10 protein-coding genes and 3 tRNA genes are annotated in these 18,963 nt (G+C 54.6%); 7 read left to right on the top strand and 6 right to left on the bottom strand.

Annotated features, from left to right (window positions below; all coding sequences use genetic code 11):
- Positions 1-11 precede the first annotated feature (11 nt).
- The 4 genes from recC to recD all read left to right on the top strand — a co-directional run bounded on the left by recC (position 12) and on the right by recD (position 11,806).
- Positions 12-3,383 (top strand): exodeoxyribonuclease V subunit gamma, encoded by a 3,372-nt coding sequence (gene recC / locus AC5JPW_RS21865; protein WP_494243172.1) that lies wholly within the window; start codon positions 12-14, stop codon positions 3,381-3,383.
- A gap of 157 nt (positions 3,384-3,540) precedes the next feature.
- Positions 3,541-6,432: a pitrilysin gene (ptrA, locus tag AC5JPW_RS21860; RefSeq protein ID WP_494243171.1), complete on the top strand. Its 2,892-nt coding sequence runs from the start codon at positions 3,541-3,543 to the stop codon at positions 6,430-6,432.
- Entirely contained in the window at positions 6,429-9,974 is a 3,546-nt protein-coding gene (recB, locus tag AC5JPW_RS21855) for an exodeoxyribonuclease V subunit beta (RefSeq protein ID WP_494243170.1), read from the top strand. Before ptrA ends, recB begins: the two co-directional genes overlap by 4 nt.
- Entirely contained in the window at positions 9,971-11,806 is a 1,836-nt protein-coding gene (recD, locus tag AC5JPW_RS21850; RefSeq protein ID WP_494243169.1) for an exodeoxyribonuclease V subunit alpha, read from the top strand. Before recB ends, recD begins: the two co-directional genes overlap by 4 nt.
- Positions 11,807-11,839: 33 nt before the next feature.
- Here the strand turns inward: recD and argA are convergent, their stop codons facing one another.
- Positions 11,840-13,171, bottom strand: coding sequence for an amino-acid N-acetyltransferase (argA, locus tag AC5JPW_RS21845; RefSeq protein ID WP_494243168.1), 1,332 nt, complete (start codon positions 13,169-13,171; stop codon positions 11,840-11,842).
- Between the two features lie 231 nt (positions 13,172-13,402).
- Here argA and amiC point away from each other — a divergent pair, with 231 nt between their 5' ends.
- Positions 13,403-14,656 carry an N-acetylmuramoyl-L-alanine amidase AmiC gene (amiC, locus tag AC5JPW_RS21840; protein ID WP_494243167.1) on the top strand — a complete coding sequence of 418 codons (1,254 nt, stop codon included), beginning with the start codon at positions 13,403-13,405 and terminating at the stop codon, positions 14,654-14,656.
- Positions 14,657-14,730: 74 nt separating this feature from the next.
- Here amiC and AC5JPW_RS21835 read toward each other — a convergent pair.
- The 3 genes from AC5JPW_RS21835 to AC5JPW_RS21825 form a co-directional block, all read right to left on the bottom strand.
- A tRNA-Met gene (locus AC5JPW_RS21835) sits at positions 14,731-14,807 on the bottom strand.
- A 44-nt stretch (positions 14,808-14,851) separates the two neighbouring features.
- Positions 14,852-14,928, bottom strand: a tRNA-Met gene (locus tag AC5JPW_RS21830).
- 46 nt (positions 14,929-14,974) lie between these two features.
- Positions 14,975-15,051 (bottom strand) — tRNA-Met (locus AC5JPW_RS21825).
- 205 nt (positions 15,052-15,256) lie between these two features.
- On the opposite strand from AC5JPW_RS21825, the gene mltA reads away from it, so the two are divergent.
- Both mltA and tcdA read left to right on the top strand, forming a co-directional pair.
- The gene (gene mltA, locus AC5JPW_RS21820; protein ID WP_494243166.1) at positions 15,257-16,354 is read left to right on the top strand and encodes a murein transglycosylase A; all 1,098 of its coding nucleotides are present in this window, start codon (positions 15,257-15,259) and stop codon (positions 16,352-16,354) included.
- Between the two features lie 80 nt (positions 16,355-16,434).
- Complete coding sequence (tcdA, locus tag AC5JPW_RS21815) at positions 16,435-17,241, top strand: tRNA cyclic N6-threonylcarbamoyladenosine(37) synthase TcdA (RefSeq protein WP_494243165.1); 807 nt, start codon at positions 16,435-16,437, stop codon at positions 17,239-17,241.
- Here tcdA and csdE read toward each other — a convergent pair.
- Both csdE and csdA read right to left on the bottom strand, forming a co-directional pair.
- Entirely contained in the window at positions 17,232-17,681 is a 450-nt protein-coding gene (csdE, locus tag AC5JPW_RS21810) for a cysteine desulfurase sulfur acceptor subunit CsdE (RefSeq protein WP_494243164.1), read from the bottom strand. The two genes, tcdA and csdE, sit on opposite strands and share 10 nt — an antisense overlap.
- The gene (csdA, locus tag AC5JPW_RS21805) at positions 17,681-18,886 is read right to left on the bottom strand and encodes a cysteine desulfurase CsdA (RefSeq protein WP_494243163.1); all 1,206 of its coding nucleotides are present in this window, start codon (positions 18,884-18,886) and stop codon (positions 17,681-17,683) included. The genes csdE and csdA overlap by 1 nt, the downstream gene beginning before the upstream one ends.
- Positions 18,887-18,963: the final 77 nt, after the last annotated feature.

Genomic DNA, 18,963 nt, shown 5'->3' with positions numbered 1-18,963 from the left:
CAGGAGCACGCATGCTAAGGGTTTATCACTCCAATCATTTGGATGTGCTGGAAGCATTAATGGAATACATCGTCGAAAACGACAGACTAGACGATCCCTTTGAGCCTGAGGTGGTGCTGGTGCAGAGCACCGGCATGGCGCAATGGCTGCAAATGACACTGGCGAAAAAATTTGGCATTGCTGCGAACATTGAATTCCCCCTACCGGCGAGTTTTATCTGGGATATGTTTGTACGCGTCCTGCCTGAGATTCCCAAAGAAAGTGCTTTCAATAAGCAGAGTATGAGCTGGAAGCTGATGTCATTGCTTCCGGGTATGCTTGAGCGTGACGAATTCACGATGTTGCGCCATTACCTCAGCGATGATGCCGACAAGCGCAAGCTATTTCAGTTGTCATCCAGGGTTGCCGATCTTTACGATCAGTACCTTGTGTATCGTCCGCACTGGCTCACCCGCTGGGAAGCCGGGGAGCTCATCGACGGGCTGGATGAAGCACAGCGTTGGCAGGCTCCCCTCTGGCGCGCGCTTGTCGAACATACCGCAGCGCTGGGGCAACCACACTGGCATCGTGCGAACTTATATCAGCGTTTTATTAATGAACTCGAGAGCGCTCAGATACGCCCCGCAGGGCTTCCTTCACGCGTCTTTATTTGTGGTATTTCCGCGCTCCCGCCGGTCTATTTGCAGGCGCTCCAGGCGCTGGGCAAGCATGTGGATGTGCATGTGCTCTTTACCAATCCCTGCCGTGAGTACTGGGGGGATATCAAAGATCCGGCGTTCCTGGCGAAACTGATGACCCGTCAGCGTCAGCGTTTGGGTGAACAGAAAAGCTTACCGCTGTTTCGTGATGCCGCAGCATCGGCGGGTCTGTTTAACAATGAGGGGGAACAGAATCTCCCGAATCCGCTGCTCGCGTCCTGGGGAAAGCTGGGGCGTGACTATGTCTATTTGCTGGCGGGTCTGGAAGATTTTCAGGAGTTTGATGCGTTCGTTGAGACCACGCCCGGAAAGCTTCTGCAAAACCTGCAATACGACATGCTGGAGCTAAAAAACAGCGCGGTGGCGGGTGTGAATGCCGAAGAGTTTGCGCGCAGCGATAAAAAGCGCAGCGTAGATCCTGACGATCGTAGCGTGACGGTGCACGTTTGCCACAGTCCTCAGCGCGAAGTGGAGATTTTACACGATCGCCTGCTCGCCATGCTGGAAGAGGATCCTGCTCTGACGCCGCGGGATATTGTCGTCATGGTCGCGGATATTGACAGCTATAGTCCATACATCCAGGCCGTCTTCGGTAGTGCGACAGGTGAACGTTATCTTCCGTATGCTATTTCTGACCGTCGGGCGCGCCAGGCTCACCCGGCGCTGGAAGCCTTCATCAATTTGCTCTCCCTGCCCGACAGCCGCTTTGTTTCTGAAGATGTACTGGCATTGCTGGACGTGCCTGTCCTGGCTGCTCGTTTTAACATTGACGAGGAAGGCCTGCGTTACCTGCGCCAGTGGGTTAATGAATCCGGTATCCGCTGGGGCATTGATGACGACAATGTGCGTGAGCTTGAGCTGCCACCGACAGGTCAGCACACCTGGCAGTTTGGTCTGACGCGTATGCTGCTGGGCTATGCCATGGAGAGTCGGCAGGGAGAGTGGCAGTCAATCCTGCCTTACGATGAATCCAGTGGTCTGATAGCTGAGCTGGTGGGACATCTGGCTTCGCTTTTAATGCAGCTTAATACCTGGCGGCGAGGGTTAGCGCAGGCCCGACCACTCGAAGAGTGGCTGCCCGTTTGTCGTGACATGCTCAACGACTTCTTCCTGCCCGATCAGGAGACTGAAGCCGCACTGGCTCTCATTGAGCAACAATGGCAGGCCATTATTGCCCAGGGTGTTGAAGCCGCTTACGGGGAAGATATCCCCTTGTCTGTGCTGCGGGATGAACTGGCCCAACGGCTGGATCAGGAGCGTATCAGCCAGCGCTTCCTGGCTGGCCCCGTCAACATTTGTACGCTGATGCCAATGCGTTCCATCCCCTTTAAAGTCGTCTGTCTGCTGGGAATGAATGACGGGATTTACCCACGGGCACTGGCTCCGCTGGGGTTCGATCTGATGAGCCATCAGATGCAACGAGGTGACCGAAGCCGTCGTGATGATGACCGATATCTGTTCCTTGAGGCATTACTTTCCGCACAACAGAAGCTCTATATCAGCTACATCGGGCGTTCCATTCAGGATAACGCTGAGCGCTTTCCCTCCGTCCTGGTACAGGAACTGCTGGATTACATCGGCCAAAGCCATCATTTGCCCGGTGATGAAGCACTTAACTGCGATGAAAGCGAAAAGCGTGTTAAAGCGCACATCTGCCATCTTCACCCGCGAATGCCTTTTGATGCGGCGAACTTTGAGAAAGACGAATGGCAGAGCCATGCCCGTGAATGGCTGCCCGCTGCCAGTGAGAAGGGGGAGGCACATCCGGAGTTTATTCAACAACTCGCCCCAGCCCAGTTTGATACGCTGAATTTTGACCAACTGCTCCGGTTCTGGAGCCACCCTGTTCGTGCTTTCTTCCAGATGCGCCTGCGGGTCAACTTCCGCCCTGAAGAAAGTGATATTCCCGATGCTGAGCCGTTTATGCTGGATGGACTCAGCCGCTATCAGCTAAACCAGGAACTGCTCAACGCACTGGTTGAGCGACAGGACGCCGGCAAACTTTTTCGCCGTTATCGGGCGGCAGGAGCACTCCCTTATGGGGCGTTTGGCGAAATCATCTGGGAAACGCAGCAGGATGAAATGCAGGAGCTGGCTGATCGGGTGATTGCCCAGCGCGAGCCCGGTTCGAGCATGGAAATCGATTTACACTGTGCAGGCGTTCACGTGACCGGATGGCTACCTCACGTGCAGCCTGATGGACTGTTACGCTGGCGGCCATCTATGTTAAGTGTGTCCCAGGGGCTGCAACTTTGGCTGGAACATCTTGTCTACAGTGCCAGCGGTGGAACTGGCGAAAGTCGTATTTTGGTCCGTAAAGAGGGGGAATGGCGCTTCCCAACGATGGCGCCTGACCTTGCATTGCAACATTTAGCGGCGATGATTGACGGCTACCGTGAAGGGATGGCAAAACCACTGTTGTTGCTACCAGAAAGTGGTGGCGCCTGGATAAAAGCCTGTTATGACGCGGCAAATGATGCCATGTTAAAGGATGAAGCAACGCTGCAAAAAGCACAGAGTAAGTTTTTGCAGGCCTTTGAAGGCAATATGGTGGCACGTGGCGAAGGGGATGATGTCTGGTACCAGCGATTGTGGCGTACCCTGACACCTGAGCACTTTGACCAAATCACGGCGCTTTCGCAGCGCTATTTGCTGCCGATATACCGTTTTAATCAGCCGAATTGACTGTATAAAAATTGCGCAGATAAAGAGTGTCCTATATCATGCGCATCGGGTCACGGACTGATATACCAAGAGGTCAGCATTAGTGTTGGCACTCGTTTCACCCGGCGATTTTCACGTCGATGAGAATCAATGGGCTAGTTAATGATGAGGTTCGTGAATGCCCCGCAGCACCTGGTTAAAAGCGTTTGTATTGTTTTTTGCCCTCTGGGCGTCATACGGTCAGGCAGACAATGGTTGGCAACCGATCAAGGAAACCATCCGCAAGAGTGATAAAGACACGCGCCAGTATCAGGCGGTGCGTCTGGATAACGGCATGGTTGTGCTGCTGGTATCCGATCCTCAGGCCGTAAAATCCCTTTGTGCGATGGTGGTGCCGGTCGGTTCGCTCGAAGACCCTGAATCTCACCAGGGCCTTGCGCATTATCTTGAGCATATGACGCTGATGGGCTCGAAGAAGTATCCTTCCCCGGATAGCCTGGCTGAGTACCTGAAACTTCATGGCGGTAGCCATAACGCCAGTACGGCACCGTATCGCACGGCCTATTACCTTGAAGTTGAAAACAATGCCCTCGAAGGGGCGGTTGATCGCTTATCTGATGCCATTGCAGAGCCGCTGCTGCAAAAGAAATACGCCGATCGTGAGCGTAATGCCGTTAACGCCGAGCTGACGATGGCCCGTACCCGTGATGGGATGCGCATGGCACAGGTCAGTGCTGAAACCATCAACCCAGCGCACCCGGCGGCAAAATTCTCCGGCGGCAACCTGGAAACCCTCAGCGATAAACCCGGAAATCCGGTGCACGATGCACTGCTGGCTTTCCGTGATAAATACTACTCAGCCAACCTGATGAAGGCAGTGATTTACAGTAATCGTCCGCTGCCAGAACTGGCGAAAATCGCCGCTGAAACCTGGGGGCGAGTCCCCAACAAGAACATTGAACGACCGGTGATTGACGTACCCGTGGTGACGGATGCCCAAAAAGGCGTAATCATTCATTATGTTCCCGCAGTCCCACGTAAAGTTTTACGTGTCGAGTTCCGTATCGATAACAATACTGCGCAGTTCCGCAGCAAAACGGATGAGCTGATCACCTACCTGGTGGGTAACCGGAGTCCGGGTACACTCTCCGACTGGCTGCAAAAACAGGGTCTGGCGGAAGGTATTCGAGGCGATTCGGATCCGGTTGTTAACGGCAACAGTGGGGTGCTGGCGATATCTGTTACCCTGACAGACAAAGGTCTGGCTAATCGTGACACCGTGGTCGCAGCAATTTTCAGCTATCTCAATATGTTGCGTGACAAAGGCGTCGACAAGCGTTACTTCGATGAACTGGCGCATATCCTGGATCTGGACTTCCGTTATCCCTCGATCACGCGCGATATGGGCTATGTTGAATGGCTGGCTGATACCATGATTCGTGTGCCGGTCGCCCATACGCTGGACTCGGTCAACATTGCCGATCAGTATGATGCCAAAGCCGTGCAGGCGCGTCTGGATGAGATGACGCCGCAGAATGCCCGTATCTGGTACATCAGCCCGAACGAACCGCATAACAAGACAGCCTATTTCGTCGAAGCACCGTATCAGGTAGATAAAATCTCCCCGCAGACCTTTGCCGACTGGCAGAAACAGGCGAGCACCATTGCCCTGCAGACTCCACAACTGAACCCGTATATTCCGGATGATTTCACGCTTATTAAGCCTGAAAAAACCTATGACCACCCGGAATTGATTGTCGACGAGCCGAATTTGCGCGTTGTCTATACACCAAGCCGTTACTTTGCGAGTGAGCCTAAGGCCGACGTGAGCGTAGTGCTGCGTAACCCGCAGGCGATGGACAGTGCGAAAAATCAGGTGATGTTCGCCCTCAATGACTACCTGGCTGGCATTGCCCTGGACCAGTTGAGCAACCAGGCTTCGGTAGGTGGGATCAGTTTCTCTACCAATGCCAACAATGGCTTGATGCTCAATGCCAACGGTTATACGCAGCGTTTGCCGCAACTCTTCCAGGCACTGCTTGACGGGTACTTCAGCTATACCCCAACGGCGGAGCAGCTTGAGCAGGCGAAATCCTGGTATGCGCAGATGATGGACTCAGCGGAAAAAGGTAAAGCCTTTGATCAGGCGATTATGCCGGTGCAGATGCTCTCGCAGGTGCCGTATTTCCAGCGAGAAGAGCGTCGTGCGTTGCTGCCTTCAATTACGCTCGATGACATTCTGACTTACCGGAACGCACTGAAGACGAATGCCCGCCCTGAATTCCTGGTCGTCGGAAATTTGACGGAGCAGCAGGCGAAAGATCTCGCACACGGTGTTCAGAAGACCCTCGGTGCCAACGGCAATGAGTGGTGTCGTAACAAAGACGTGCTGATTGATAAACAACGGTCGGTTATTTTTGAAAAAGCCGGTACCAGCACGGACTCTGCGCTGGCTGCAGTCTTTGTGCCGAAGGGCTATGATGAATTCACCAGTTCCGCTTACGGCGCCATGCTGGGGCAGATTGTCCAGCCGTGGTTCTACAGCCAGTTGCGCACAGAAGAGCAACTGGGCTATGCCGTCTTTGCATTCCCAATGAGCGTTGGTCGTCAGTGGGGCATGGGCTTCCTTCTGCAAAGTAACGAAAAACAACCTGCTTACCTGTGGGATCGTTACAAAGCCTTCTTCCCAACGGCAGAAGCGAAATTACGGGCAATGAAGCCGGAAGAGTTTGCTCAGGTTCAACAAGGGGTTATCGCCCAAATGGAACAGGCCCCCCAGACCCTGGGTGAAGAAGCGTCAAAACTCAGCAAAGATTTTGATCGTGGCAATATGCGCTTCGATTCACGTGATAAAGTAGTGGCTCAGATTAAACTGCTGACGCCGCAAAAACTTGCCGATTTCTTCCATCAGGCCGTGGTAGAGCCGCAGGGCATGGCGATTTTGTCGCAGATTTCCGGAAGCCAGAGCGGGAAAGTGGAATATGTCCACCCTGACGGCTGGAAAGTGTGGGAAAACGTCAGCGCGTTGCAGCAGTCCTTACCCCTGGTACCTGATGAGCGAGAAAAATGAGTGAAACCGCTGAGTCCTTAGATCCCTTGCGCTTGCCGCTTACCGGTGAGCGTCTGATTGAAGCCTCCGCGGGCACCGGTAAAACCTTCACCATTGCCGCACTTTACTTGCGGTTGCTACTCGGATTAGGCGGTGAGTCCGCCTGGCCGAGGCCACTCAGCGTTGAAGAACTGCTGGTGGTGACCTTTACCGAGGCCGCCACCGCAGAGCTTCGCGGACGTATTCGTAGCAACATTCATGAACTGCGAATTGCTTGTCTGCGCGGATCTTCCGAAAACCCTCTTTATACCCGTCTGCTCAATGAGATTGTTGATAAAGAGCAGGCGGCCCAGTGGCTGATGCTTGCTGAACGCCAGATGGACGAAGCTGCTGTCTTCACCATTCACGGTTTCTGCCAGCGGATGCTTAGCCTTAATGCCTTCGAGTCCGGCATGTTGTTCGAGCAGCAGTTGATTGAAGATGAGTCGCTGCTGCGCTATCAGGCCTGTGCCGATTTCTGGCGTCGCCACTGTTACCCTTTGCCGCGCGACCTTGCCCAGGTGGTTCATGAATCCTGGAAAGGACCGCAGGATCTGCTGAAAGCTATCGACCGCTATTTACAGGGTGAAGAGCCGCAGATTAAATCTGCGCCGCCTGAAGATGAAACGCTGCAGAGCCGCCACCAGAAAATCCTCGAGCAAATCAACAGCGTTAAGCAGTCCTGGCTGGCTTCGGTGTCTGAACTGGACCCACTGATTGAAGGCTCTGGCATCATGCGGCAAAAATTCAATCGCGCGAACCAGGCACGATGGATTGCAAAAATCAGCGCATGGGCTGAAGAAGAGACGGCCAGCTACCAGTTGCCCGAGCCGCTGGAAAAATTTGCGCAATCCTTCCTTTACGAACGGACCAAACCGGGTTCGGTTGCTCCGGAACACCCGGTATTTGACGCCATTGAGAAGCTGCTTGCATCCCCGCTGACCCTCAAAGATCTGATGCTCACTCGCGCGATGCGTGAAATTCGTGAGACGGTTGCACGGGAGAAGCGTCGCCGTGGCGAACTGGGCTTCGACGATATGCTCAGTCGCCTGGACAGCGCACTGCAAAGCGCGAGCGGCGATGCGCTGGCCAGCGCTATTCGTACACGTTTTCCGGTGGCGATGATCGATGAATTTCAGGATACCGACCCTCAACAATATCGTATTTTTCGCCGCATCTGGCACCATCAGCCGGACGGTGCGCTGCTGCTGATTGGTGACCCTAAACAGGCGATTTACGCGTTTCGCGGGGCGGATATTTTTACCTATATGAAGGCGCGTGATGAAGTCACGGCGCGCTATACGCTGGATACCAACTGGCGCTCTGCACCGGGGATGGTTGAGAGCGTAAACCGAATTTTTAGTCAGATTGATGATGCCTTTATGTTCCGGCAAATTCCTTTCCAGCCGGTCAAATCTGCCGCCAAAAATCAGTCACTCCGCTTTGTTGTTAACGGTAAGAATCAGCCCGCGATGTCGATGTGGTTGATGGAAGGTGAGGGTGTTGGGGTTTCGGACTATCAGTCATCTATGGCGGGGCATTCTGCGGCGCAAATTCGCGACTGGCTGATAGCCGGGCAGGCCGGTGACGCACTGCTTTATGAAGGTGAGAAATCCAGACCGCTGCGCGCGTCCGACATCACCGTGCTGGTGCGTAGCCGCCATGAAGCGACATTAATGCGTGATGCGCTTAGGCTGCTGAACATTCCTTCCGTCTATCTTTCCAACCGCGACAGCGTCTTTGAAACGCCGGAAGCGCAGGAGATGTTGTGGCTGTTGCAGGCCGTTCTGGCTCCTGAGCGCGAAAGCACGTTGCGCAGCGCGTTGGCGACCGCCATGTTGGGGTTGAGTGCGCTGGATATCGAAATGCTGAATAACGATGAAACAGCATGGGATGCCATCGTTGAGGAATTTGCCCGCTGGCGAGAACAGTGGCAAAAGCGTGGTGTGATGCCGATGTTGCACGCCCTTATGAGCGCGCGGCAGATTGCGGAAAACCTGCTGGCAACGGAAGGTGGCGAAAGGCGGCTCACGGATATTCTCCATCTGGGTGAATTGTTGCAGGAAGCAGGGACTCAGGTCGAAAGTGAACATGCGCTGGTGCGCTGGCTGACACAGCGTATCGCTGAACCGGATACCAGCGCCTCCAGCGAACAATTGCGTCTCGAAAGCGATAAGCACCTGGTGAAAATTGTCACTATCCATAAGTCGAAAGGCCTTGAATACCCGCTGGTATGGCTGCCATTTATCGCCAATTTCCGTGTTCAGGATCAGGCTTTTTATCACGATCGTGACACCTTTGCCTCGGTACTCGACCTCAGCGGTGCCGAGGAAAGCATCGAACTGGCAGAAAAGGAACGTCTGGCGGAAGACTTGCGCCTGCTGTACGTCGCCTTAACCCGTTCGGTCTGGCACTGCAGCCTGGGCGTTGCGCCGCTTTTCCGTCGTCGCGGTGAAAAAGCAGGCGACAGCGATTTCCATCTCAGCGCATTAGGCCGTCTTATTCAGCGCGGTGAACCGATGGATGCCAGTGGTCTGAAGGCAGCCATTGAGGCGTTATGTAACGACGATATTGTGCTCCACGCGCCAGGCGCATCGGATAACACGCGTTGGGAGATGCCGCAAAACGGCACGCTGGTGCTGAGTGCGAGGCAGGTACAGCGTGTGGTGGCTGATGACTGGCGCGTAACCAGCTACTCGGGGTTACAGCAGCGTGCACACGGCATGGCTCAGGATTTGCTACCACGACTGGATGTCGATGCTGCGGGGGAGCGGGAGGTTTTGGCTGAGCCGATGCTGACCCCCCACCAGTTCCCACGTGGTGCATCACCGGGTACGTTTTTACATGGCTTATTTGAAGATCTCGATTTTACTCAGCCACTCTCCGCTGAGTGGGTTAGCGAAAAACTTCAGACGGGTGGTTTTGAGCCTCACTGGCAGCCGGTGATCAGCGACTGGATTGAGGCAGTTTTGCAGGCGCCACTTGCTGATACGGGGGTTGCGCTTTGCGAACTCACCGCAAAAGACAAACAGGTTGAGATGGAGTTTTACGTGCCTATTGAGGCGTCGTTGCGTGCTGAAAAACTCGATGCCCTTATTCGTCACTACGATCCGCTGTCGGCGGAATGCCCGCCTCTGGATTTCCGCGATGTGCGCGGCATGCTGAAGGGCTTTATCGATTTGGTATTTCGCCACAATGGGCGCTACTACCTGCTCGATTACAAATCCAACTGGCTGGGGGAATCCAGCGAAGCCTACACTCGTGAGGCAATGGCCAGTGCCATGCAGTCGCACCGCTATGACCTGCAATATCAGCTCTATACCCTGGCGTTGCACCGTTATCTGCGTCATCGCATCGCGGATTACGACTATGAACACCATTTTGGCGGGGTCATTTATCTCTTCCTGCGTGGTGTCGAGCCCGGTAATCCAGAACAGGGCATCTTCACGACACGTCCTGATGTGGCACTGATCAACGAGATGGATATGCTCTTTGCCGGAGAAGCGCAGGAGGTGATGCCATGACAATGCATACTTTGTTGCAGGACGCAGTCGAACAAAAACTGTTGCGCCCGCTTGATGCGCAGTTCGCCTTTACTGTTGCCGGTGATGATGATCCCGCTGTGATGCTGGCGGCAGCGCTGTTGAGTCGTGATGCGGGAGAAGGGCATGTTTGTTTACCGCTTTCTCAGTTAACGCAGGAAATGTCTTCTGCAAAAAGCCCTGCACTGATTCAGGCGCTTTATGACGAAGCAGGCCGGCCGGAAGACTGGCGGGAGCGGTTACAGGCATCGATGGCGGTGAGCGAGGGCGATACTGCTACACCGATGATCCTTTCAGGAGACAGGCTCTATCTGAACCGGATGTGGTGTAACGAGCAACGAATCGCTGATTTCTTTGCCAGGGTGAATCAACCCATTCAGGTTGATGAAGCCCGCCTCAAGCAGGCTCTGGATGCACTCTTTCCTGAAACTGAAGCCATTAACTGGCAAAAAGTGGCGGCAGCTGTGGCGCTTACTCGTCGCATTTCGGTGATTTCCGGCGGTCCGGGAACAGGTAAAACCACCACAGTGGCGAAGCTGCTGGCCGCACTGGTGCAAATGGCCGAAGGCGAACGCTGCCGAATCAGCCTGGCGGCTCCGACCGGTAAAGCAGCGGCGCGTCTGACGGAATCACTGGGTAAAGCACTAAGCCTGCTTCCTCTTACCGAGGCGCAAAAAGCGAAGTTGCCCGAAGAGGCCAGCACTCTGCACCGATTGCTGGGCGCTATTCCTGGAAGTCAGCGACTGCGTCATCACGCCGGTAACCCACTGCATCTGGATGTGTTGGTTGTAGACGAAGCGTCAATGATTGATCTGCCCATGATGTCGCGGCTTATTGATGCTCTACCGGCCCATGCGCGTGTGATTTTTCTCGGCGACCGCGACCAGCTTGCTTCAGTGGAAGCGGGGGCGGTGCTCGGGGATATTTGTGCGTGGGTTAACGCTGGTTTTACTGCTGAACGTGCAGCCCAGTTGTCGCGTATTACCGGGTTTAGCGTGCCAGCGGGGACGGGTACGGCGGCAAGCGCGCTGCGCGACAGCCTTTGCCTGCTGCAGCAGAGCTACCGCTTTGGCAGTGACTCCGGTATCGGGCAACTGGCAGCGGCTGTCAATCGGGGAGACAAATCGGGAACCCGTTCGGTTTTCAGCCAGGGTTTTACCGATATTGAGAGCAAGCCATTGCTGAGCAGCGAAGATTATCAGGTGATGATTGACGATGCGATTGCGGGTTACGAACACTATTTATCGCTACTCCGACAGGATGTGCAGCCCCAGGCGGTGATCGCCGCATTTGGTGAATATCAGGTGCTATGTGCGCTTCGCGAAGGGCCATTCGGTGTGAGTGGTTTAAATGAACGTGTTGAGCAGGCACTGGTTCGACAGCGGCGTATTTTCCGCCCGGCGCACGGGCGCTGGTATCACGGGCGTCCGGTGATGATCATCCGTAATGATGCATCGCTGGGGCTGTTCAATGGTGATATTGGCATTGCTCTGGATCAGGGGGAAGGGATCCGCGTCTGGTTCCCGCTACCCGATGGCAGCATGAAGTCGGTTCAACCGAGTCGTTTACCAGAGCACGACACCGCATGGGCGATGACGGTGCATAAGTCGCAAGGGTCCGAATTTGAGCACGCCGCGCTGATTTTACCGGGGCAATTTGTGCCGGTCGTCACGCGAGAGCTGGTCTACACCGCCATCACGCGAGCGAAAAAACGCTTGTCTCTGTATGCCGATGAACGTGTGTTGTTACAGGCTATTACCACGCGGACTGAGCGGCGAAGTGGACTGGATGCTCTTTTTCAGGCTGAAGCCTGAAGGTGGCCCCACGCGAAAACGTGGGGCGACAGGTCAGGTCAGGTCCGCCATCAGAACTTTGGAACGGCGCTGGTAGTTGTACATCTCTTTTTTGCTCTCCGGCAGCGAATCGATATCCACCGGCGTAAAGCCACGCTCCTGGAACCAGTGAATGCTGCGGGTGGTCAGGACAAAGAGCTTGCTCAGCCCCATCTGTTTTGCCTGTGCGGCAATTCTGTCCAGTAACACCTCACCGCGCGAGGAACTCCGGTAATCCGGGTGCACGGCCACGCAGGCCATTTCACCGATTTTCTCTTCCGGGAACGGATAAAGCGCAGCGCAGGCAATCGTCAGGTTATCGCGCTGGACGACGGTAAACTTGTCGATTTCCATCTCCAGTTGCTCGCGTGAGCGGCGTACCAGAATACCTTGCTGTTCCAGCGGGCGAATCAGCTCCAGGATGCCGCCAATATCATTGATGGTGGCACGACGGATCTGCTCCGCACTCTCCATCACTATTTGGGTACCGATACCGTCGCGGGAGAACAGTTCCTGCAGCAGTGCACCGTCTTCCTGGTAGCTTATCAGGTGGCTGCGACGTACGCCGCTGCGGCAGGCCTTCATTGCACCACGCAAGAAACGCACGGTACCTGAGTGATAATCACCTTGCTCTTCAAGGGCTTCTACGCGGGCCTGCGCTTCATTAGGGAACAATTCGGAGACAATTTGCCCGTCTTCGTTATAGACCCCTTGCGATGAACAGAAGCCAATCATTTTTTCCGCTTTCAGTTTGATTGCAAGCTGAGTGGCAATCTCTTCAGAGGTCAGGTTGAAGCTCTCCCCGGTGACTGACACCGCCACTGGCCCCATCAGCACAATGGCTCCGCCGTCTAACTGGCGATGAATGGCTTCTTCATCAATACGACGAATACGTCCGCTATGGCAGTAGTCAACGCCCTCATCAACGCCCAGCGGCTGAGCGATGATAAAGTTGCCGCTGACGACGTTAATATGCGCCCCCTGAAGCGGGGTGTTGTTCAAACTCATCGACAACCTGGCGGTAATGTCCAGTTGCAGAAGACCTGCGGCCTGTTTTACCAGTTCAAGCGTCTTCGCATCGGTCACGCGGATGTGTTGGTGATAAACCGGTTCATGGTGATGAGCGGCAAGGTTGGCATCAATCTGCGGGCGGGCACCATAGACCACGACCAGCCGAATGCCTAAACTGTGCAGGAGGCCAATGTCATTGACGATACTGGAAAAGTTTTCGTGCTCAATAGCTTCACCACCGAGCATAATGACAAAGGTTTTGCCCCTATGGGTATTAATATAGGGGACAGAGTGGCGAAATCCCTGCACCAGTTCGGTTCTACGTTCCTTTACCACGGCTAACCCTCACTGCATGATTATTCGTAAAAAGTGTATTTTTATTCTTTTATTGCCTGATGTGCAAGCCCAAATTGCATCATCAGTTAATTCGATTGATTAGGGCTGAGGTCGTTAACCACGGCCTTTACCGTTTTATAGATGACAGCTTATGCGTCATTCGTTAAAGTTTTCGGTCAATTCTGACGTTTAATCAGTAATTCATCATTTTTGCTTTTGCTCGGGAGTGGCATGTCGGGAAGTCAAAAAGCGCTAAGCCGCCGCAGATTAATACAGGGTGCGGGGGCAATGTGGTTATTAAGCGTGAGCCAGGTCGGCCTTGCCGCCGTTAGCCAGGTGGTCGCTGTGCGCGTCTGGCCTGCGTCTACTTACACCCGTGTGACGGTTGAGTCTAATCGGGTCGTCAAATATCGCCAGTTTTCTCTGAGCAACCCTGACCGGCTGGTGGTCGATCTTGAAGGCGTGAACCTGAACTCTGTTCTGAAAGGGATGGGGGCGCAGATCCGCAGTGACGATCCTTTCATTAAGTCCGCCCGTGTCGGGCAGTTTGATCCGCAGACTGTGCGCATGGTGTTTGAGCTCAAACAGGATATTAAACCGCAGCTCTTTGCTCTTGCGCCGGTCGCTGGCTTTAAAGAGCGTCTGGTGATGGATCTCTACCCGGCGAATGCTAAAGATGTACAGGATCCGCTACTGGCACTGCTCGAAGACTACAATCAGGGCGATTTGGAAAAACAGGTACCGCCTGCACAAAGCGGGCCGCAGCCGGGTAAAGCCGGGCGCGATCGTCCGATTGTTATCATGCTGGATCCCGGACACGGTGGTGAAGATCCGGGAGCCATTGGTAAGTACCGGACCCGTGAGAAAGACGTGGTGCTGCAAATAGCCCGTCGATTGCGTGCTCTGATCGAAAAAGAAGGCAACATGAAGGCGTACATGACGCGTAATGAAGATGTCTTCATTCCGCTGAAAGTCCGTGTGGCGAAAGCGCAGAAGCAGCGCGCCGATCTCTTTGTCTCCATTCATGCTGATGCCTTCAGCAGCCGTCAGCCGAGCGGTTCCTCGGTGTTTGCCTTGTCGACGAAAGGGGCCACCAGTACGGCAGCGAAATACCTGGCCGAGACGCAGAATGCGGCGGACTTAATCGGTGGCGTCAGCAAAAGTGGCGATCGCTATCTCGATCATACGATGTTCGACATGGTGCAGTCGCTGACCATCAACGACAGCCTGAAGTTTGGTAAAGCGGTACTGGGCAAGTTGGGCAACATTAATAATCTGCATAAGAACAGCGTTGAGCAGGCCGGGTTCGCGGTACTGAAAGCGCCGGATATTCCATCCATTCTTGTCGAAACCGCGTTTATCAGTAACGTTGAAGAGGAGCGTAAGCTCAAAACGGCGAAGTTCCAGCAAGAGGTGGCGGAATCCATTCTGGCAGGGATTAAGGCGTACTTTGCCGACGGCGCTACGCTGGCGAGAAGAGGATAACGAGGTGGCGCTGAAAGGCGCCATTTTTACAGACTATAAAAACAAAAAAACACCCGTTAAGGTGTTTATTGTGTTGGTTGCGGGGGCCGGATTTGAACCGACGACCTTCGGGTTATGAGCCCGACGAGCTACCAGGCTGCTCCACCCCGCGTCCGTCTTTACTCTTCATCGAGTAAATGTGCATCAGATTGTAATTGGTTGCGGGGGCCAGATTTGAACTGACGACCTTCGGGTTATGAGCCCGACGAGCTACCAGGCTGCTCCACCCCGCGTCCGTCATTACTCTTCCATCGAGTAATGTTTACTACTGATTTTAATTGGTTGCGGGGGCCAGATTTGAACTGACGACCTTCGGGTTATGAGCCCGACGAGCTACCAGGCTGCTCCACCCCGCGTCCGTGGATGCGCACTATACTCCGCTAACATTCTGATGCAACCCTTTTTTAACGGAATAGCGTAATAGCCTGTGATTTGTATGAAAACAGTACGATAAGCGTGTTTTTTATACCGAATTTGCGTCAGGTTGAGTGATTGCATTTCATTAAGATGGGCGGTTTGTTATCTTCATCACGCTCCGGATTAACCAGAAGATGAGAGACAATGAAAGGACGTTGGGCAAAATATCTAGTCACAGGCGCAATGATGGCACTGCTTGCCGCCTGTTCTTCGAAACCGACCGATCGCGGTCAACAATATAAAGACGGCAAGTTTGACCAGCCTTTCTCTCTGGTAAACCAGCCTGAAGCGGTGGGTGCGCCCATCAACGCGGGCGATTTCTCTGAGCAAGTTAGCCAAATTCGTAGTGCATCCCCGCGACTCTATTCCGGTCAGAGTTCTGTCTATAGTGCAGTCCAGGACTGGTTACGCGCCGGGGGCGACACGCGCAATATGCGCCAGTTCGGCATTGATGCCTGGCAAATGGAAGGGGCCGATAACTACGGCAACGTCCAGTTTACCGGTTACTACACGCCGGTGGTGCAGGCGCGTCATACCCGCCAGGGGGAGTTCCAGTATCCCATTTACCGTATGCCGCAAAAGCGCGGGCGTTTGCCGTCCCGTGCTGAGATCTATGCTGGTGGGCTGAGTGATAGCTATGTGCTGGCCTACAGTAACTCTTTGATGGATAACTTCATCATGGACGTACAAGGCAGCGGTTATATTGATTTTGGTGATGGTAGTCCGCTGAACTTCTTTAGTTACTCCGGCAAAAATGGTCATGCCTACCGCAGCATCGGTAAAGTGCTCATCGATCGCGGTGAAGTGAAGAAAGAAGATATGTCGATGCAGGCGATTCGGCAGTGGGGGGAAACCCACAGCGAAGCGCAGGTGCGCGAGTTGCTGGAACAAAACCCGTCTTTCGTCTTCTTTAAACCACAATCTTACGCGCCAGTGAAAGGGGCGAGCGCCGTGCCGCTGATTGGGCGTGCTTCCGTGGCGTCCGATCGCAGCATCATTCCTGCCGGAACAACGCTGCTGGCCGAAGTGCCTCTGTTGGATGTGAACGGTAAATTCACCGGCCAGTATGAGTTGCGTTTGATGGTGGCGCTGGATGTAGGTGGGGCAATTAAAGGCCAGCACTTTGATATTTACCAGGGGATTGGCCCTGACGCCGGACACCGTGCCGGGTGGTACAACCATTATGGTCGTGTATGGGTACTGAAAACGGCCCCGGGCACAGGCGGCGTGTTCAGCGGCTGATTGTGATACACTCCATCCTCTCTCCCGTTCAGGCGGGAGAGTCTTTTCCCTTCTTATATTCAAACGCATTCTGAGGTTTTATGTCTGTTGTCATCAGCGACGCCTGGCGCCAGCGTTTCGGCGGTACGGCACGTTTGTACGGCGAAAATGCCCTGCAGTTATTTGCTGACGCGCATGTGTGCGTCGTGGGGATAGGCGGTGTGGGTTCATGGGCGGCAGAAGCACTGGCTCGTACGGGCATCGGCGCGATTACATTGATTGATATGGATGATGTGTGCGTCACCAACACCAACCGCCAGATCCATGCCCTGCGTGACAACGTTGGGCTGGCGAAAGCAGAAGTGATGGCTCAGCGCATCCAGCAGATAAACCCGGAATGCCGTGTGACGGTTGTGGACGATTTTCTGACCGGCGAAAACGTGGCCACTCTGCTGAACCTGGGCTTCAGCTATGTCATTGATGCCATCGACAGCGTAAGGCCGAAGGCTGCGCTGATTGCTTACTGCCGCCGCTATAAAATTCCGTTGGTTACCACGGGCGGTGCGGGTGGGCAGATCGATCCGACGCAAATTCAGGTGACCGATCTGGCGAAGACGATTCAGGATCCGCTGGCGGCAAAACTGCGTGAGCGCCTGAAAAGTGATTTTGGCGTAGTGAAAAACAGCAAAGGCAAGCTCGGTGTGGACTGCGTATTTTCTACCGAAGCGCTGGTTTACCCGCAGGCGGATGGCTCAGTATGTGCGATGAAAAGCACTGCTGAAGGGCCAAAACGGATGGATTGCGCCTCCGGCTTTGGTGCCGCGACCATGGTCACTGCCACCTTTGGGTTTGTGGCAGTTTCTCATGCATTAAAAAAAATGATGGCGAAAGCAGCCCGTCAGGCGTGAGCCTGGCGAGCGGCATCCTGTACGGCGGCGCTCAGCGCTGCCAGCCCCTGATTACGTGACGCGCTAAGTTCGGCGCGCAGGCCCAGCTCATCGAATAAGGCTAGCGGGTCGTCCGCAAGCAGCGCTTCCGGACGTTTGCCTTCAATGGCGGTCAACAGCACCGCCAGCATCCCACGCACGATACGACCTTCACTATCACCAAAGAAATGCAGCGTGCCATCTTCGTTAAGGGTATGGCCCAGCCAGACCCGATTTTCACATCCGGCGATGTCGTGCGCCTGGGCTTTTAAATCATCGGTAAGTGACGGCAGTTGCTTGCCGAGCAGAATCAGCTGGCGATATTTATCCTCCCACTGTTTCAGTGGCAGGAATGTCTGGCGAAGTGTCTCTTCGCTGACGGCATGGCCGAACGGGTGTCCGACATAAACGTGACTTATCATCAATCCACCAGAAGGTCTAAGGCGCGGTCAACGGCGTCAACCAGCGCGTCTACATCGTGCTGTGTATTATAAGGGGCGAAAGAGGCGCGGAGTGTGCCTTTTACGCCCAGGGCTGCAAGCAGAGGCTGGGCACAGTGTTGCCCGGCGCGCAGCGCGATACCGTAGCCGGCCAGCAAAGTGACCATATCGCTGTGGTGGACACCTGCAAAGTCAAAGGCCAGCAGGCTGGAATCCTGAACGCGGAAAGAGCGGAAACCCGGGCGTTTGGCAAGCGCCTCTTCTGCCAGTGTTGCCAGCCCGCGGCTGTAGCTTTCTGCCTGAGCAATATCAATGCCGTTCAGCCACTCCAGTGCTGCACTCAGTCCAATAACCCCAGCCACATTTGGCGTACCTGCTTCCAGTTTGTAGGGCACCGGTTGCATCTGAAAACCATCAAAACTGACGTCGGTGATCATCTTTCCGCCGCCCAGCCACGGGGACATCTCATCCAACAGGGCGCTTTTGCCGTACAGTACGCCAATGCCGGTCGGACCATAAAGTTTGTGGCCGGAAAAGGCGTAGAAATCGATATTCAGGCGCTGGACGTCGGCCGGGAAGTGCACCACACCTTGTGCGCCATCGACCATCACCACCATCCCTGCATCATGAGCAAGAGTGATGGCTCGCGTAAGATCGGGACAGCCGCCGGTGACGTTGGACATCTGTCCCAATGCAAGAATACGACTGCGTGGAGTGATAAGCGTGGCCAGCATTTCCACGTCAGGCAGGGCATCTTCTCCCAACGGCAGCTTGACGATACGCGCACCGGTTTGCTCCGCTACCATTAGCCACGGGACCAGGTTTGCGTGATGCTCCGCTTCACTGACAATGATTTCATCACCAGGCTGCAGACGTGGTCTGGCCCAGCTCTGGGCAACCATATTGATGGCTTCGGTAGTGCCGCGTGTCCAGACGATATTTCTACCCGCCGGAGCATTAATTAGCGTGGCCACCTGTTCGCGCGCGGCTTCGTACCTGGCCGTCAGCTTTTGTGCTTCGGCAAACTGGCTACGGTGCACGTTACCGGCACTCAGACTGTAAAACTGCTGCGTGGCTTCAATGACCGCCTGCGGTTTTAACGCGGTGGCGGCGCTGTCCAGGTAGATACCGGCATCCGCAAGAGCGGGAAACTGGGCGCGAAACTGCGCCGGGCTGAAAGCGTTCATAGCATTCCTCTTTTCAATACTGAGATCGTCGCGCAATTTCATCGTCGGGGCAAGGAGGTTGATAACCATCGGAATTG

The sequence above is a fragment of the Phytobacter sp. genome, from assembly GCF_059074235.1.
Note: the sequence above shows the minus strand (reverse complement) of the source record. Positions and strands in the feature narration are given on the sequence as shown.

What these genes read in the sequence shown, in the direction of transcription:
- recC (WP_494243172.1), top strand. Translation starts at nt 12, where the DNA reads ATGCTAAGGGTTTATCACTCCAATCATTTGGATGTGCTGGAAGCATTA.
- ptrA (WP_494243171.1), top strand. Translation starts at nt 3,541, where the DNA reads ATGCCCCGCAGCACCTGGTTAAAAGCGTTTGTATTGTTTTTTGCCCTC.
- recB (WP_494243170.1), top strand. Translation starts at nt 6,429, where the DNA reads ATGAGTGAAACCGCTGAGTCCTTAGATCCCTTGCGCTTGCCGCTTACC.
- recD (WP_494243169.1), top strand. Translation starts at nt 9,971, where the DNA reads ATGACAATGCATACTTTGTTGCAGGACGCAGTCGAACAAAAACTGTTG.
- amiC (WP_494243167.1), top strand. Translation starts at nt 13,403, where the DNA reads ATGTCGGGAAGTCAAAAAGCGCTAAGCCGCCGCAGATTAATACAGGGT.
- mltA (WP_494243166.1), top strand. Translation starts at nt 15,257, where the DNA reads ATGAAAGGACGTTGGGCAAAATATCTAGTCACAGGCGCAATGATGGCA.
- tcdA (WP_494243165.1), top strand. Translation starts at nt 16,435, where the DNA reads ATGTCTGTTGTCATCAGCGACGCCTGGCGCCAGCGTTTCGGCGGTACG.
- csdE (WP_494243164.1), bottom strand. Translation starts at nt 17,681, where the DNA reads ATGATAAGTCACGTTTATGTCGGACACCCGTTCGGCCATGCCGTCAGC.
- csdA (WP_494243163.1), bottom strand. Translation starts at nt 18,886, where the DNA reads ATGAACGCTTTCAGCCCGGCGCAGTTTCGCGCCCAGTTTCCCGCTCTT.